This is a genomic window from Lentilactobacillus diolivorans DSM 14421 (assembly GCF_001434255.1).
Classification (GTDB): Bacteria; Bacillota; Bacilli; order Lactobacillales; family Lactobacillaceae; genus Lentilactobacillus; species Lentilactobacillus diolivorans.
The window spans coordinates 36,592-51,207 of sequence record NZ_AZEY01000068.1; the positions used below are offsets into that span (position 1 = coordinate 36,592).

Below are 14,616 nucleotides of genomic sequence, written 5' to 3' on the forward strand. Positions count from 1 at the left end.
GGAGGATACAGGGATCGAACCTGTGACCTCCTGCTTGTAAGGCAGATGCTCTCCCAGCTGAGCTAATCCTCCGTGAAACAATATTAATGTTTGTTGGTAGTAACAGTAACAACACAACTATTAAATTGTATCATTACCACTTAATTGAAGTCAAGACTTTTTTATTAAGCAACACCCCAACAGCTTATGTGCAACGTCATTTTCCGACAAAAAACATTATACCGTATCTTCGAAAACATTACTAGTCCAATTTTGAATTTTTTTGATTTTATTTCTAAAGCGTCGATTTTAACCGATTGTTTCACTAGACATTGAAATTTCCCTTGATTGTCCAACAAATATTATCGAAACACCAGACAGCTAAAAGAAGTATTCCTAATCACTTATTCCTAATGACAGCTTATTTAAGAAGCGACTTTATAATTACTGCTTGGTTCTTTACCACAATTATCAGCCAACAATTCCCCTTCCCCATTAATTTAAGTGATCATACACGCTAGAAACAAGCTGATTTGTATTCAGTCAAATAAAAAAGACGTATCGCAATTGATCTTACCTCGACTCACAATCATGTTTCAAATTGGCCAATTACTTATTTCGATTCCACTTCCATAAAAAAGGATCCAGTCAAAAACTAAAATTAATTAGTTTCCAACTGGATCTTTTACTAGATATAACCCTTATGAGGGGGTTCGGGGGGGTGATTCTGCTAGAGGAGGGGGGCCTCAGCATTATCAATACTGTAACCGCAAGGTCAAAAACAATGACCTTGTTTTTGGTTACACTTATTAACTACGCAAAAAAATGCACTTTTTATCGAACATTTTTAATTTTGTTTTTCAATTTTAGTTTTACCATGCATGTATGGTCGAAGAACTTCAGGAATGGTAACAGATCCATCCTCATTTTGATAATTCTCAAGAATTGCCGCCACAGTTCTGCCCACTGCCAAACCCGATCCATTTAAAGTGTGGACGTACTGTAATTTACCATCTTCATCCCGATACTGAATATGTGACCGACGGGCTTGAAAATCAGTTGTATTTGAGCAGCTAGAAATTTCCCGATACTTATCTTGTGCCGGGAACCAAACTTCCAAATCGTGAGTCATCGCTGCTGTAAAACTCATATCACTCGTTGTTAGCGTAATAACATGATAAGCCAACCCCAATTTTTGCAAGTTAACTTCTGCTTGATGAGTAATTTCTTCCAATGCAGCCCACGAATCCTCAGGCTTGGTAAACTTCACCATCTCAACCTTATTAAACTGGTGAAGTCGAATCAATCCCTTTGTGTCACGGCCGGCACTCCCTGCTTCAGAACGAAAGGCTGGTGATAGTGCTGTAAACGAAACCGGTAATTTCTCTTCAGGAATGACTTCATTTCGGTAATAGTTGACTAATGGGACTTCAGCAGTTGGAATCATTGTTAGGTCTGTGCCAACAAGTTCATAGCCGGCCTTGCTTTCCAAGAACTTAGGGAATTGACCCGTTCCATACATAGAATCATCATTAACCATGTATGGTGGGATTACCTCTTGATAACCAGCTGCAGTGTTTTGGTCCAGATAGAAGTTATAGACCGCCCGTTCCAACAACGCACCGTCACCGATATAATAGACAAACCGACTACCGGATACCTTAGCTGCCCGTTCGAAATCCAAGATGCCAAGATTCTCACCGATATCCCAATGATGCTTTGGCTTGAAACCAAATGACGGAATTTTTCCAATTCGTCGTAGTTCAACAGATCCTTCTTCGGTTAAAGATACTGGCACCCCATCGGCAGGAATATTGGGTAAGTGAGCGGCCAAATCATGTTCCTGCTTTTCAATATCCCGCAATTGCTCATCGAGCTGTTTGATCTGTTGACCAACCTCTTTCATTTGGTTAATTGCTTCGGAAGCATCCTGCTTGTTGCGTTTTGCTTGTGAAATCTGATCAGAAACATCATTTCTGCGAGCCTTTAGTGACTCGGATTGGACAATTAAGTCACGTCGCTTGGTATCATACCCTAACAACTCATCAATTGTCTCCGGTTTAATCCCCCGGGTTGCCAATTTTTCTTTTGTAAAATCCGGATCTTTTCTAATCTTTTTAATATCTAGCATTCGAAATCCTCCTTAGAATATAAAAAAAGACCCTATCGTCACTGGGACGAAGGATCCTTTTCGCGGTACCACCCAAGTTCTTGGTATACAAAGCCAAGCTCTCTAAGTATGGTAACGGCATACGCCCGTGCAGCATTGCCTGCCCGTTTACTTGTGCTGGAATATTCGATGACAATTCACACCAATCATTGTCTCTCTGAAATCTACTAAATAGGCACAAAACGTTTTATCTAAATTGATTATAACCAATTCATTTTTAAATCACAAGCCACTAAATAGCAAGTTGATCAATTTTTTGGTCAATTAAATCGATCACAGCATGCTTATCCGCATCCTTTTCGACAAAGTCATATTTATCGCCATCAATTTGAATCTTGGCTGATTTATCATAGTGTGCATACCAATCTTGATAACGACTGTTTAAGTCCTTGTAATACTGATACAAGCTTGGGTCGTTATTAATTTGTTCGTATGGTCGACCACGCTTTTGAATTCTTTCCAACATCGTTTCAAAGGAAATGTTGATGTGAATCAGCAGATCAGGATTCTTACTATGCGGTGTTTTGGGTAACTCCTGCATCATATTTGCTAACAGAGAATCGTAAATATTAACTTCCGTCTCAGTCGCCCGACCGAGGTCGGCATTAAGATGAAAGAGCAGTGAATCTTCAAATATGGATCGATCCAAAACGCTTTCCCCATTCTTCCAAGCCCGTTTAATATCATCCATTCGGCGATTTAAAAAATCGATTTGTAACAGAAAAGCATACTTCTTCGGGTCTTTATAAAATAATGGTAAGATCCGATTATGCTCAACGGATTCATAATATGCAGGTGTTCCCAAATGGGTCGCCAACATGTGGGTTAAAGACGTTTTTCCGGCACCAATTGTTCCAGCCAATACAAGCATATGTTAAATTCCCCTAACTTTTAAACTAGTACTACATATTGTACTAGTTTTGTCAGGTAGCTTCAACATCTTGTATTGCTTTTATTGAATGTTTGAAATATCAACCACCTGAATATTATCTTTGCCGCCATATGCTTCAAACCAAGGAGTGGCATTATCCGAAAGAATTTGAGTTAATTCGGTTACATTACGAGTCCCTTTGTGTTTCAACCAATCTACCAATCCATCACGCCCGTCACGGGCAAAAATATCAACGCCTTCAAGCCAAGTTGCCCGGCCACTTAAAACACCATTAAATTTAGCACCGGCATCGCCAGCAAGTTTTAATTCACGCTGAAAGACGTTCGTTGGTACCCCGGCACTCAGAAAAATAAATGGCCGAGTTGCTTCATCGCTTAATTGCTTCAAATAATCTTTGGCCTCGGCTTCGGTATAAGCAGAGTCAGAAGCATCTTTATTCCAGCCGGCAACAAACTTTGGATTAAACGGAATTTCCATTTTTAAGACATCAATATGATATTTATCTTGAGTAAATTCCCTCATTGACTTCAAAACAAGTTCCGGCTTTTCCTTGGCAAATTCCAACGAACTGCTATCATACCGATCATCATAGGTGACAATTTCCAAGAAAGTTGGTGTCTCGGCAGCAACACCTTCAATCCCATATCGTTGGGCAAAAGCCTTCTTTTGATCATTAATTTCATCTGGATCATTTGGATTGAAGTAGAGCAACACTTTCAATGCGTCAGCACCACGTTGGACCATAATCTGTGCGGATTGATCGGGAATCAAGCTTGGCAATCGACCAGGTTCGTTAGCATCATACCCGGTTTTTTCATATGACATAATTAGTCCGGTATCAACAGACTTGGCTTCAATTCCTTTGAACCCCATTTGATCATCCAGCAAGATGGCCGAACTATACGGACTCAAGATTTCTGAAACAGTTTGTTTGAAATTATAGACCATATCCATGCTGAAAAGTTTACCGTATTTGGCGGCTGCTGTTTTCATCCCTTTGACAAGTGATCCACGTTGATCCAACGCCAATGCATCAACAATCCCATCATCAGTGGTTAATTTAAGCATCCGCGCGTATTTTCCCTTTGAAAGTAATTTTTTTGACATAATATCCACCTCGTTAAATTAAATATACCAATCGACAAAATTCTACCAAACAATAGTGGTAAATAGCAAGTTTCCAGCCTAAATAAAATAAAAAAGCCTATTCGTTTGAATAGACCAATTCATAATTAATATACTACTTTTCATTTAAATCCGTTAACTTTTGATCCTTATGGGCGGGGGAAACATCAACCTTATCAAGCGGAATGATTTTCGTATGGTGCTTAATTTTGTAAACAATATAAAGAACCAAAACCAACGGCACACTCATGTAGGTCACCAAAATTTGTTTCCAATCAAACGTTGCAAATGACTGAGGGTTTTGACCAACAATGACGATAATACATAAGATCAAACACAATACTGGACCAAATGGAAACAGTTTGGCATGATATTTAAGCTCGCTCAGCTGATGTCCCTGCTTAACGAATGCTCGTCGGAATCGATAATGTGAAATTGCAATCCCAAACCATGCAATAAATCCGGTTAGTCCAGAAGCAGCCACCAGCCACATATAAATTTGTGGACCGGCAATACTAGAGATAAATGTTAATAGTGAAACAACCGTTGTCACAATTAACGAGTAATAAGGAATCCCATTGTGGGCAGTTCTGCCAAGTGCTTTTGGTGCATAGCCACTATTTGATAAGGAGTAAAGCATTCGGGTTGAAGCATACATCCCTGAATTAGCAGACGAAATCACGGAAGTTAAAATGACCGCATTCATAACACTAGCAGCCGCAGCCAAACCAGCTCGCTGAAAGACCAGGGTAAAAGGGCTAATTGCAATATCAGTGGTACTGGAGCCCAATAATGAATGACTTGTGTAAGGAATAAGGGCAGCAATCACAAAAATTGTTAAAATATAGAATAGAATAATTCGCCAAAAGACTTCATTAATTGCCTTAGGAACACTATGTTGTGGGTCCTGAGATTCGCCGGCAGTGATCCCAACCAACTCAGTTCCTTGAAACGAGAACCCTGCAACAACAAAGACACTAATAATCGCCGGAACACCGCCAACAAATGGGGCTTGTTTTAAGGTGAAATTACGCATACCCACAAAATGGCCACCCATAATTCCAAAAATTGTTAGCGCACCAACAATGAGAAAAATAATGATAGTTGTTACTTTAATTGCTGACATCCAGAATTCGGTTTCGCCAAATGTTGAAACTGACATCGCATTAATAAAAAATATCAGAACCAGCGCGATTGCACTCCAAATCCAGGCTGGCACGTTTGGCAGCCAAAATTTCATGACCAGTGCTGCTGTACTAATGTCAACAGCAACCGTAATCGCCCAATTAAACCAGTAATTCCACCCCATTGCAAAACCAAGCGCCGGATCAACGTACTTAGCCGAGTATGCGGCAAACGAGCCTGAAATTGGCATGTTGGTTGCCATTTCACCAAGACTTGTCATTAAAAAGTAGACCATTAATCCCATCAAGCCATAGGCAACCAAGGCCCCACCTGGACCAGCATCACTAATTGTTGATCCACTAGCTACAAACAACCCGGTCCCGATACAGCCACCTAAAGCAATCATCGAAACGTGGCGGGCCTTTAACCCTCTCTTAACCTGTCCAGGCTGTTCACTTGCTTTTTCGCTCATAAATTTCGTCTCCCATATCGTTTATTTCCAAAATCTAATTTGGCCTACAAAAAAGTCTCTTTCAATAACCATATTGAAAGAGACCGCAGGTGTTTCTCAACATCTTGATAGCGCTCCGTAGTATCAAACTACGACAGTCCTTAATCTCTTAAATTAAGACCCAACAACCAACCAGAAAAAGTGGTTACTCATTTCGGCATTCATCCCTTTTTATTTCAGTCATCACTTCTTTTCAAGTTCCTGAAATATACTTTTAATAAATGCGCCTCTACTCGAATATATCGATAAATTAAATTATTTAAATTTCAAACAAGAGAATTGTAACTCAAATCCCCATAATTAACAACCGACACGGACTAGTTACTCAAGCTGATACTCAAAAACGATTTTAGGTTTACCAACAATCGGATCGATTAATTTAGCAACTGGAATAAAGTCCAAGCGCTTTAGCAATGCAATCGAATTGACATTGTTCGCAAAAACTTCCGCAGTTATTTTGTGAATCTTTCGCCGGTATTTTAAATCGTTAATAACTGTTAAACACGCTTCCGTCATAATCCCCTGGTGCCAAAAATGTGGGGCCAGAAAGTAGCTTACCTCAACTTGATTTGGATCAGGCAGCCCATCAAAGCCGACCTTCGCTAACAGCAAAATAGCCCCAATTAGCTTACCATTCAGCTCAATTGCCAACGACCCTGGCGCCTTAATTTGCCGCTTTAGCAACTCTTCAATCATTGCAGGATTGCTCATTAGGCCAAACCCGGCTCCCTGCTGAATTTCTGGATGCGAAACCAAGTCATAATAAGCTTGAAAGTCAGCCATTTGTAGTTTACGAATATGAAGACGCGATGTGTGAAGATCGATATCCATGCTGCCTTCCTCCTCACACTTTGGTATGTCTAATGAATGGCAATTGTGCCACTTGAGTTGCGTAGTTAGCGTACAACATCTCAGATACCAGCAACCAACTATATGCGACTAAGCAGGCGCCAATCGTATCGGTAGGATAATGCGCATTCAAATAAATTCTGGAAAACATCACCACTACTAAGACAACTACCATGAGAACTCTCAAAATGACGCGAATCGAAACGTGCTCAATGATTGGCACAACAACAATCCACAACACAGCAATCACCAAGAAGATACCAAGCACATGGCCACTGGGAAAGCTATAGCCACTATCGGTTCCAAGGTGCAGCGGTGGCCGATGACGTTTAATCAGATTTTTTATCAAAAAACCAACAATATCACCACCAGCTAATGTAAATAATGCCCACAGCGCGGGAACCTTGTATTTAAATCCCCACAGAAAAAAGGCAATTACAAATATCCACAGAATATCCATTTTCGGGCTTGCCAATAATGACACGGTTCCATAAAATTTTTCCATCACTTCACTTGGAGAGGCCCCCTGAATTGCGGTGGTAAAAACTGAATCTAAAAATTGTAAATAGTCAAAATTAAATGCCACTGAAAGAGACAGAATAGCGGTAATACATAGACTAACAATGAATTTAACCACTCGATTAGGATCTCTTTGCATCAGCATGTAATCGTCATTCCCATACATGTTCAACAATCCTCTCTAAATTAAAACTCAGAATTGAGTATATCACATTCTAATTAGTGATTTTTTCATTATGGGAATCTTAGGATTTCTTTTAATCATTAAGATCTTGGGGATAAAGCACATCCAAATTTTAGTTTTAAGCCAAACAAGCATGACTATTTCTGTACAATAATTGTTTAGTCGTAACCAAGCGCCTTATTTCCTACTCAACTGTAATATCACCATCATTTGTATCAAATCGGTACTGAACACCTTTAACATTATCGATCCCATAGCTTCGTCGTGACCGACCAAACAAAGTAACATCCGAATCATCACCCTGAGCAATTACTCGAATTGGTTTTTCACGGTTAATATGACCACTGATATCGCCATCATCGGTTGAGGCCTCAAACCGCTTGTTGATCAATTGATTCCTAAATGTCATATCACCATCACTCGTATTTGTTTTGACACTATCAAATGTATTTGAGCTTAACGTCACATCGCCATCATCAGTTGACAACGAACTTTGACCTTTGTTAAAAGTACTTTCGGTAATTGTAACGTCACCATCATCACTGCTTTGCAAAAGTGCGGGTGCCTTGACGCCTCTGAGAGTGACGTCACCGTCATTTTGTAAGTTAAATGATTTCTTAATATTAGTATCTGTCATTGAGACATCAGCCTCACCAGTTAAATCAACCTTGTTAATCGTTAATCCTTCTACTTCAACAGAATCTTCGGGATTACCGGTTAAGGACGCTAATTTGGCCTTCTCGGGAATGGTGACCGAGATAGGGCTATCATTGTTGTAATCATCCTCAAAGCCGCCAATAATCCAAGAAAAATGCCGGTGATGAGATGCACCACTAATTGTTAATTTCCCGTCAACTTCATTAACCTGATTTCCGTTTAAATAACGAACAGTGACTTTTGAAACGTTACCCCGGCGAATTGAAATATCGTCATCAGCAGTTAAGTCAATTTGGTTAATATTACTGAATGATCGTTGTCGATAGTGACGACCTTGAGCTTTTGAGTCAACTGCTTTAAACCCGTTATCCCAGTAAATTCCTTGATTACCACCGTGGGCAAATCCAAAACCGGCAAAAAGCAATCCAAGAATCATGATTGAAAAACCAATGATAAACATTTTTTTCATTTTTGATCGTCCTTTCTCTGCGCACGATTTTTCGAGGAAATCTTACTGTAAATCCATTTTGAAAACAGAGTAATACCATGAATTAAACCGTCAATTGACCACTTAAAAATCGGTGTCAACATCAGCAAGGCTCCCACCACGGCTAGCCCAATCCCAAAGTAAAAGAGACCAACCCAGAAATGACTAAACAACATACTAATGCCAAGAATGAATGAGCCTAAACCACCAGCGATGATCGAAACAAAAATGGCAATCACGGACACAATTAATGCAAACGTCACAGCAATGGCAACAACAAACATTGCCGCAACACCGACTGCCAATGGTATCGTGACTGGTGTGGAAAGTAGCGCCAAGACAATTATCCAAATGGTCTGAACATCGCTTTTGGAACGCTGGGTTCTTGAATCAGATCGTGATGGATTTTCTAACGTTTTAATCGAATAGTCCGCCAAGACTTTTCTTGCCAGCTGCCGGGGTGTTCCAAGTTCTGCAACGCAATCACTAAACCTCACAAAACCACCATCTTGTAAATACTCGGAATAAAAGTCAACTACTTCGCCACGTTCTTCATCGCTCAATTGGCCAAGCAGGGCTGTAAGCTGTTTAATATAATCATTCATGATCCACACCATCTCCCAACATTTTATCGATACTTCCTTTAAAGACCTGCCAGTCCTGTTTAATCATTTCAAACTGACGTTTTCCTTCCGCTGTTATCTTGTAATACCGCCGATTGCGGCCCTGATAAGGCTCGTCATAAGTCGACAAGAGATCATTCTTTTTTAATCGCCGAAGAACCGGATACATAGTTGATTCTGAAACTGAAATTGACTCCTGAACTTTTTGGGTCAACGAGTAACCGTAGTAATCATCATGCAGGAGAATTCCCAGAACACACCCATCAAGTAATTCGGAACTGATTTGAATCGCCATACTGCCACCTCCACAATACTATATTTCATATAATATAATTTCATTGATATCTTAGACGAAAAAGGAGAGAATGTCAAATGAATAGAGTGTGGAACCAAGTGCTTATATGGCAGGGGTTTGCTTGGTTTCACACATTTCGGCTAGATGGCCAGTCCAATATTCCAGGTAGAAAATGTTGGATTAGAGATGCTTATATGGCCAGTATCTGCTTGATTTCACACGTTTCAGCTAGGCAGCCAGTCCAGTATTCCAAGTAGAAAATATTGGACGAGGGACGCCTACAAGGAGAGGAACTGTTTGGCTTCACACATCTCAAACAAGCGGGCCACCCCCTCGTCTTGGGAACAAGCTTCTGAAGTTAAGCTATTCTGGATTGCACCCACCATACGCCGTGCTTTCAACCACATTTCGATTCACCATCCCAACTAATGGCAACAAAAAAAGAGACCAAGCAAAGATCATTGCCCGAGTCTCACCGTGATAAACCATTAAAATTTCTGGTGTCCCTTAATAAATTCATGTTCAATTCGCAACCGAATTTTATTAACCAATTCCGCTACAATAAACCCTAAAGCAATCGAACCAGCAATCCAAACAACTTCTGACAAGTAACTAAATGCTGATTCATAACTGCCCATCGCAAAACTCTTAATTGCATTATATGCTTGCCCACCGGGAACCAGTGGCACAAGTCCCGGAACATCGAACAGAATGCTGGGCATTTTTTTCCATCGGGCAATTAAAACCGAGACAACCCCGATGCAAAGGCCGCCAAAAAAGTTGGCTGACCCTAAACCACCCCACGCGTTGATAATCACATAGTAGACCAACCAGCCCAGCAAGGCATTAAAGCCAGCAATATTTAATGCTTTATGTGGTAAATTCACAATTAAGCCGAAGCCCACCCCGGAAAGGTACACACAAAAACACTTAATAATAAATAATTCCATAGTTGTTCCCTCTCACATGAAGTGTAGTGCAATTGCCACGCCAAATCCTAGTGCACAGGCACTAATGAGCGCTTCAATTCCCCGAGCCGGTCCACTGATCAAATTACCGGATAAGGCATCCCGAACCGCGTTTGTTAACGGGATCCCCGGAACCAACGGCATCATTCCACCAACAATAATATCATCAGCTTGATGCCCCAAGCCAAATTGAACTGACAGAATGGCTAAAGCAGCAACGGCAGCCGCCGCTAAAAACTCGCTCAAAAATCTGATTTGGACATAAATATTTAAGAAATAGAGGACTGCCCAACCAACCATACCAACTAAAAAGGTGATCCAAAAATCGGCCAAATTATTTCGAAAAACAACCACCAGCGTGCCACTCACAATCCCGGCACCAATTTCTTGAACCCACAGTGGAAAGGTTCCGACGATATCGTCAATATGAATTAATTGATCATAGAAGTTTTGGATATCAATCTGTTTGGCAGCAAACGATCGCGAAAGTTCATTGACTTTGGCAACTTTTTCCAAATCAAAGGACCGCTTATCAATTGATCCAACTTGAGCGCCAACATCCGAAACACCACCCGACATAATAATCCCAGTGACGGTAACATAAACTTTGGCATCTTTTAACCCAGCATTATGGGCAATTCTCAGGATTGTATCGTTGACCCGAGTCATTTCAGATCCAGATTCAATCATAATTGTTCCTGCAAGGATGCAGGTATCAAGTACCATTTGATCGTACTTACGTTGCTGATCAGCCATTCTTTCACCCCATTAAACGCCTCAAACTAACCGATCGGTATCATCCAATACTTCAGATACGGACGGCTTGACTTGAGCATAATTAACGATAAAAAGACTGGGGTATATTACATTATCCCAGCCTCTCATCCATTCTTCCTGCCCCAGCGTTACTTTCTTTCATAAATAGATCAACATTCAATCGTTCAAACCTACTGAAGCTGACACAGCTACTTTACAAATACATAATGCGCTGTTTTGTAACCAATTACTAATTTCTTTTTATCAGTCAAATTTTGAACCGTCACTGATCCCTCAAACGGATCATGAGAAATAATTTTGAGCTTATCACCAATATCAAGCTTAATGTCACCTAACAAAGTTAATAGATCATGATTATCAATAAATCGATTAACCACAACGGTCTCACCGTCTTTAGCCGCCGTTAGAATTTTATCATGGTCCTTCTCATAATTCCCATACCGATCAGGAATAATGCCACCATGTGGGCAGCGCTTGGGGTGACCCAAAAAATCATCAAGATGATCAATCATTTTGTCACTCGTGACATGTTCCAGCAGTTCTGCTTCATCATGAACATCTGGTAGATCAAAATGCAAGGTATTGATTAAAAACGTTTCCCAAATTCGATGTTTTCTAACCAGTTCCTCAGCATATTTTGTTCCTTTGGCTGTTAACTGAACACCCGAATAAGGCTTATGAACAACCAATTTCTCCTCGACCATCTTATTAACCATTTCGGTGACTGAACCAGCTGCAATGTTAAGGCTGATGGCAATTTGCTTATTGGTTACTAATTTGTTAGCACCACCAAGCTCAAAAATAATTTTTAAATAGTCCTCTTTCATTGGAGTCATTTAAACAAAAATCTCCTACTTTCTATGGAATATCATTACCACGATCATAAATAATATCTTCGTGTTCGCCACGCGTTGTTTCCGCTTGAATCGTGACATGACAGATATGATATTTTTCTTTCAACAGTTTAGCAATTTCAGAATAAATTGGTTGCGCTTCACTAATCTTCATATCATGCAGATTCACATGGGCTGAAAAAATAATGTTAGTTTCATCAATCGACCAAGCATGAACATGATGGACGCTAAAGACCCCATCAATTTCAAGCAAATCACGTTTAATTGCTTCATAATCAATATCCGGTGCCCCCTGCATCAAAATTCTGAAGGTCTGTCGAACAAGCGGAATCGACTCATAAATAATGTACAAAGCAACTAACATCGTGACAACGGGATCAGCTAAAGTCCAATTGTATAAATCAATTAGAACCCCACCAATAATGATGGCGATTGAAGACAATGCATCACTCATAATGTGCAGGTAAGTTGCCCGCATATTCAAATTACTCTTGGACCCCGCGTTTAAAAGAAAAGCTGACAATAAGTTTGCAACAAGTCCAATAATCGCAACAATTAACATCAATGTCCCGTTAATTGGCTCAGGATGACTAATCCGCTTAACGGCTTCAACAATTAAAAACACACAAATTAAAACCAACGCAATCGAATTTACAAATGCTGCAATGATCTCTGCACGCTTGTAGCCAAATGTATTACGGGCATTTTGCTTACGTTTACTAATTTGATTGGCTGCGTAACTGAAAACAATTGAAACCGAATCTCCCAAATTATGAAAAGCATCCGAAATCAATGATAAACTTCCTGATAACGCCCCACCAATAAACTCTGCAATCGTAATCACCACATTTAAAATTGTGACCCAAAAGAAGCGGTTGCCTGATAATTCTTCGTGATTATGATCATGTTCTGGCATCAAATCACTCCAATCCACTTTTCATTATGGCATTACTGAAGTGAAATTTCCATAATTGGTTAACAATTTTTTTAGGGATGCAGAAAATAAAGATTCACTTCCGAACGAGTGTTCCCATTTTTAACCGGATCGATTCAATGAAAAACATCCTGACAAATGAAAAGGCCTGATGAAAGCCCAAATTGTTCGGGTTAACGGTTTTAGTGAAGGATGAGCATACAAAAAAGAAGCTGTCACAAAACAAAATGTCATGTTTCAGCTTCTTCGAGGGGAATCGGCCACTCTGTTGGTTTTAATCAAATGTCACTTCGTTTATATTCGAATACTGATCCAATTTGTAATTGGATACTCAAAGTGCTTCTATTCGCACGATGGAACTCTTTAACTGTCACATCACTTATGCAATCCAACATTCATACAAACGACAATCTAATTAATGTCAATTAAGAGTGCCAATAACCCCTCTATGGTTAGAATATCATCAGATTTTAAATATAACAACGACTTTGTTTACAATTGGCAATGTTTAACCAATCTTTTAACATCATCGATTGAGGAACCATTTTCAATAAAACAATGCACCATATCAAGCCAATACATGTCATGATCATCCAGTTCCGTTGATGAATCGTCAAGTTGTGGTTTGGATGGGACTAAGCCATTCTTAATGTAATCAACAATTACGTCCGGACTAACGTTGAATTTTTCTGCAGATTCAACCAAAGTGAGTTTCATAATCATTTCTCCTAGTTCATTTAAATTACAATCAGTCTAACAGTATTCGCAAAGAATGCAAGCGGATTCTTCTAGAGTTGATTAGAAATGCTTAACTATCTTAGTCTGATCAAATTAGTTCAATTTGACAGGTGACTATTCTGAAACAATTCGCCAATTTCCTTCAGCAGCTTTAGAAATTTGGTTTAAGAAGTGCAAAATCGAAGCGGCCCGATCTTTATTGTGTTTAGTCAGCAAATTTAGTCCTTTGCCGGTAATCATCGGATTACTTAAGGAAAATTGCTCATCTTTCTTCTCCCCTGTTGAAAAAGCAACGACCGTATTGCCGTCATCAATTTGTGTGATGATAAAGAACATACTAAAGTCGTCATTATCCTTCATATAAGCCGGCATTGCCCAAATGCCCTCACTAATTTGAATCAGTTCTTCATTTTCGTACCGGTAATCACGATGATTCTGTTCGGTAATTCCTTTATCAAGAACAAACATCATCTTATCAAAAACCGGATTGCCGAGTTTAATATTATCTTCCATGGTAAGCCTCTTTCTATCGATGTTTTTTAGCATTGTTAGTTGTCAACTTTGATATCATGACAGTTGAAACAATTGCGACGATTGTGTTCGCTGCAATGGTTACACTACTAACAACGGCAAGTGCGGTATTCTTTTTCATATGTTATTGTCTCCAAAGTTGATCAATTTAAGATCCGAAATCCAATTATATCAGACCAACTTTGAGATGCAATCAAACTATGAAATTAATTCCGGATTAAGTTGACATAACGAATCAACCGGCTGTTGCCCCGTTCACTTTAAACCAACTCGCAAAATAATTTTTCGATTAGGGGGAGTGGTTTTTTTGCTGAATCGGCCAACCATTAAGTCTCCAGATAGATAATTCACTAAAACGAACAATTCAAAAGCGAGCCGGTACTCATCACTTAATTTTC

General features: G+C 39.7%; 16 protein-coding genes, 1 tRNA gene and 1 riboswitch. All 17 genes read right to left on the reverse strand.

Features of this window, described 5'->3' with window-relative positions; all coding sequences use genetic code 11:
* Positions 1 to 72, reverse strand: a tRNA-Val gene (locus FC85_RS06650).
* A gap of 754 nt (positions 73 to 826) precedes the next feature.
* Positions 827 to 2,110 carry a serine--tRNA ligase gene (serS, locus tag FC85_RS06655; protein ID WP_057864754.1) on the reverse strand — a complete coding sequence of 428 codons (1,284 nt, stop codon included), beginning with the start codon at positions 2,108 to 2,110 and terminating at the stop codon, positions 827 to 829.
* 271 nt (positions 2,111 to 2,381) lie between these two features.
* Positions 2,382 to 3,020, reverse strand: a complete 639-nt coding sequence (locus tag FC85_RS06660; RefSeq protein WP_057864755.1) for a deoxynucleoside kinase — start codon at positions 3,018 to 3,020, stop codon at positions 2,382 to 2,384.
* Between the two features lie 81 nt (positions 3,021 to 3,101).
* The gene (locus tag FC85_RS06665) at positions 3,102 to 4,148 is read right to left on the reverse strand and encodes a tagatose 1,6-diphosphate aldolase (protein WP_057864756.1); all 1,047 of its coding nucleotides are present in this window, start codon (positions 4,146 to 4,148) and stop codon (positions 3,102 to 3,104) included.
* 133 nt (positions 4,149 to 4,281) lie between these two features.
* The gene (locus FC85_RS06670) at positions 4,282 to 5,763 is read right to left on the reverse strand and encodes an amino acid permease (protein ID WP_057864757.1); all 1,482 of its coding nucleotides are present in this window, start codon (positions 5,761 to 5,763) and stop codon (positions 4,282 to 4,284) included.
* A gap of 100 nt (positions 5,764 to 5,863) precedes the next feature.
* Positions 5,864 to 6,042: riboswitch (Lysine riboswitch) on the reverse strand.
* A gap of 81 nt (positions 6,043 to 6,123) precedes the next feature.
* The gene (locus tag FC85_RS06675; RefSeq protein ID WP_057864758.1) at positions 6,124 to 6,633 is read right to left on the reverse strand and encodes a GNAT family N-acetyltransferase; all 510 of its coding nucleotides are present in this window, start codon (positions 6,631 to 6,633) and stop codon (positions 6,124 to 6,126) included.
* A gap of 13 nt (positions 6,634 to 6,646) precedes the next feature.
* Entirely contained in the window at positions 6,647 to 7,336 is a 690-nt protein-coding gene (locus tag FC85_RS06680) for a phosphatase PAP2 family protein (RefSeq protein ID WP_057864759.1), read from the reverse strand.
* Between the two features lie 202 nt (positions 7,337 to 7,538).
* Positions 7,539 to 8,480 carry a DUF4097 family beta strand repeat-containing protein gene (locus tag FC85_RS06685; protein ID WP_057864760.1) on the reverse strand — a complete coding sequence of 314 codons (942 nt, stop codon included), beginning with the start codon at positions 8,478 to 8,480 and terminating at the stop codon, positions 7,539 to 7,541.
* Positions 8,477 to 9,103: a DUF1700 domain-containing protein gene (locus tag FC85_RS06690; RefSeq protein WP_057864761.1), complete on the reverse strand. Its 627-nt coding sequence runs from the start codon at positions 9,101 to 9,103 to the stop codon at positions 8,477 to 8,479. The genes FC85_RS06685 and FC85_RS06690 overlap by 4 nt, the downstream gene beginning before the upstream one ends.
* The gene (locus tag FC85_RS06695; RefSeq protein ID WP_057864762.1) at positions 9,096 to 9,416 is read right to left on the reverse strand and encodes a PadR family transcriptional regulator; all 321 of its coding nucleotides are present in this window, start codon (positions 9,414 to 9,416) and stop codon (positions 9,096 to 9,098) included. Before FC85_RS06695 ends, FC85_RS06690 begins: the two co-directional genes overlap by 8 nt.
* Before the next feature lie 488 nt (positions 9,417 to 9,904).
* Positions 9,905 to 10,366, reverse strand: coding sequence for a threonine/serine exporter family protein (locus tag FC85_RS06705; protein WP_057864764.1), 462 nt, complete (start codon positions 10,364 to 10,366; stop codon positions 9,905 to 9,907).
* A gap of 12 nt (positions 10,367 to 10,378) precedes the next feature.
* Positions 10,379 to 11,140 carry a threonine/serine exporter family protein gene (locus FC85_RS06710; RefSeq protein ID WP_057864765.1) on the reverse strand — a complete coding sequence of 254 codons (762 nt, stop codon included), beginning with the start codon at positions 11,138 to 11,140 and terminating at the stop codon, positions 10,379 to 10,381.
* Between the two features lie 209 nt (positions 11,141 to 11,349).
* On the reverse strand, positions 11,350 to 11,997 hold the full coding sequence (locus tag FC85_RS06715) for a metal-dependent transcriptional regulator (protein ID WP_057864766.1): 648 nt from the start codon (positions 11,995 to 11,997) through the stop codon (positions 11,350 to 11,352).
* 22 nt (positions 11,998 to 12,019) lie between these two features.
* The gene (locus tag FC85_RS06720; protein ID WP_057864767.1) at positions 12,020 to 12,931 is read right to left on the reverse strand and encodes a cation diffusion facilitator family transporter; all 912 of its coding nucleotides are present in this window, start codon (positions 12,929 to 12,931) and stop codon (positions 12,020 to 12,022) included.
* A gap of 510 nt (positions 12,932 to 13,441) precedes the next feature.
* Positions 13,442 to 13,666 (reverse strand): helix-turn-helix domain-containing protein, encoded by a 225-nt coding sequence (locus tag FC85_RS06725; RefSeq protein ID WP_057864768.1) that lies wholly within the window; start codon positions 13,664 to 13,666, stop codon positions 13,442 to 13,444.
* A 135-nt stretch (positions 13,667 to 13,801) separates the two neighbouring features.
* The gene (locus tag FC85_RS06730) at positions 13,802 to 14,200 is read right to left on the reverse strand and encodes a hypothetical protein (RefSeq protein WP_057864769.1); all 399 of its coding nucleotides are present in this window, start codon (positions 14,198 to 14,200) and stop codon (positions 13,802 to 13,804) included.
* A 13-nt stretch (positions 14,201 to 14,213) separates the two neighbouring features.
* Positions 14,214 to 14,339, reverse strand: coding sequence for a hypothetical protein (locus FC85_RS16200; RefSeq protein WP_263862681.1), 126 nt, complete (start codon positions 14,337 to 14,339; stop codon positions 14,214 to 14,216).
* Between the last annotated feature and the right edge of the window lie 277 nt (positions 14,340 to 14,616).

Coding starts and splice junctions, on each gene's coding strand:
- serS (WP_057864754.1), bottom strand. CDS start 2,110: ATGCTAGATATTAAAAAGATTAGAAAAGATCCGGATTTTACAAAAGAA.
- FC85_RS06660 (WP_057864755.1), bottom strand. CDS start 3,020: ATGCTTGTATTGGCTGGAACAATTGGTGCCGGAAAAACGTCTTTAACC.
- FC85_RS06665 (WP_057864756.1), bottom strand. CDS start 4,148: ATGTCAAAAAAATTACTTTCAAAGGGAAAATACGCGCGGATGCTTAAA.
- FC85_RS06670 (WP_057864757.1), bottom strand. CDS start 5,763: ATGAGCGAAAAAGCAAGTGAACAGCCTGGACAGGTTAAGAGAGGGTTA.
- FC85_RS06675 (WP_057864758.1), bottom strand. CDS start 6,633: ATGGATATCGATCTTCACACATCGCGTCTTCATATTCGTAAACTACAA.
- FC85_RS06680 (WP_057864759.1), bottom strand. CDS start 7,336: ATGTATGGGAATGACGATTACATGCTGATGCAAAGAGATCCTAATCGA.
- FC85_RS06685 (WP_057864760.1), bottom strand. CDS start 8,480: ATGAAAAAAATGTTTATCATTGGTTTTTCAATCATGATTCTTGGATTG.
- FC85_RS06690 (WP_057864761.1), bottom strand. CDS start 9,103: ATGAATGATTATATTAAACAGCTTACAGCCCTGCTTGGCCAATTGAGC.
- FC85_RS06695 (WP_057864762.1), bottom strand. CDS start 9,416: ATGGCGATTCAAATCAGTTCCGAATTACTTGATGGGTGTGTTCTGGGA.
- FC85_RS06705 (WP_057864764.1), bottom strand. CDS start 10,366: ATGGAATTATTTATTATTAAGTGTTTTTGTGTGTACCTTTCCGGGGTG.
- FC85_RS06710 (WP_057864765.1), bottom strand. CDS start 11,140: ATGGCTGATCAGCAACGTAAGTACGATCAAATGGTACTTGATACCTGC.
- FC85_RS06715 (WP_057864766.1), bottom strand. CDS start 11,997: ATGACTCCAATGAAAGAGGACTATTTAAAAATTATTTTTGAGCTTGGT.
- FC85_RS06720 (WP_057864767.1), bottom strand. CDS start 12,931: ATGCCAGAACATGATCATAATCACGAAGAATTATCAGGCAACCGCTTC.
- FC85_RS06725 (WP_057864768.1), bottom strand. CDS start 13,666: ATGAAACTCACTTTGGTTGAATCTGCAGAAAAATTCAACGTTAGTCCG.
- FC85_RS06730 (WP_057864769.1), bottom strand. CDS start 14,200: ATGGAAGATAATATTAAACTCGGCAATCCGGTTTTTGATAAGATGATG.
- FC85_RS16200 (WP_263862681.1), bottom strand. CDS start 14,339: ATGAAAAAGAATACCGCACTTGCCGTTGTTAGTAGTGTAACCATTGCA.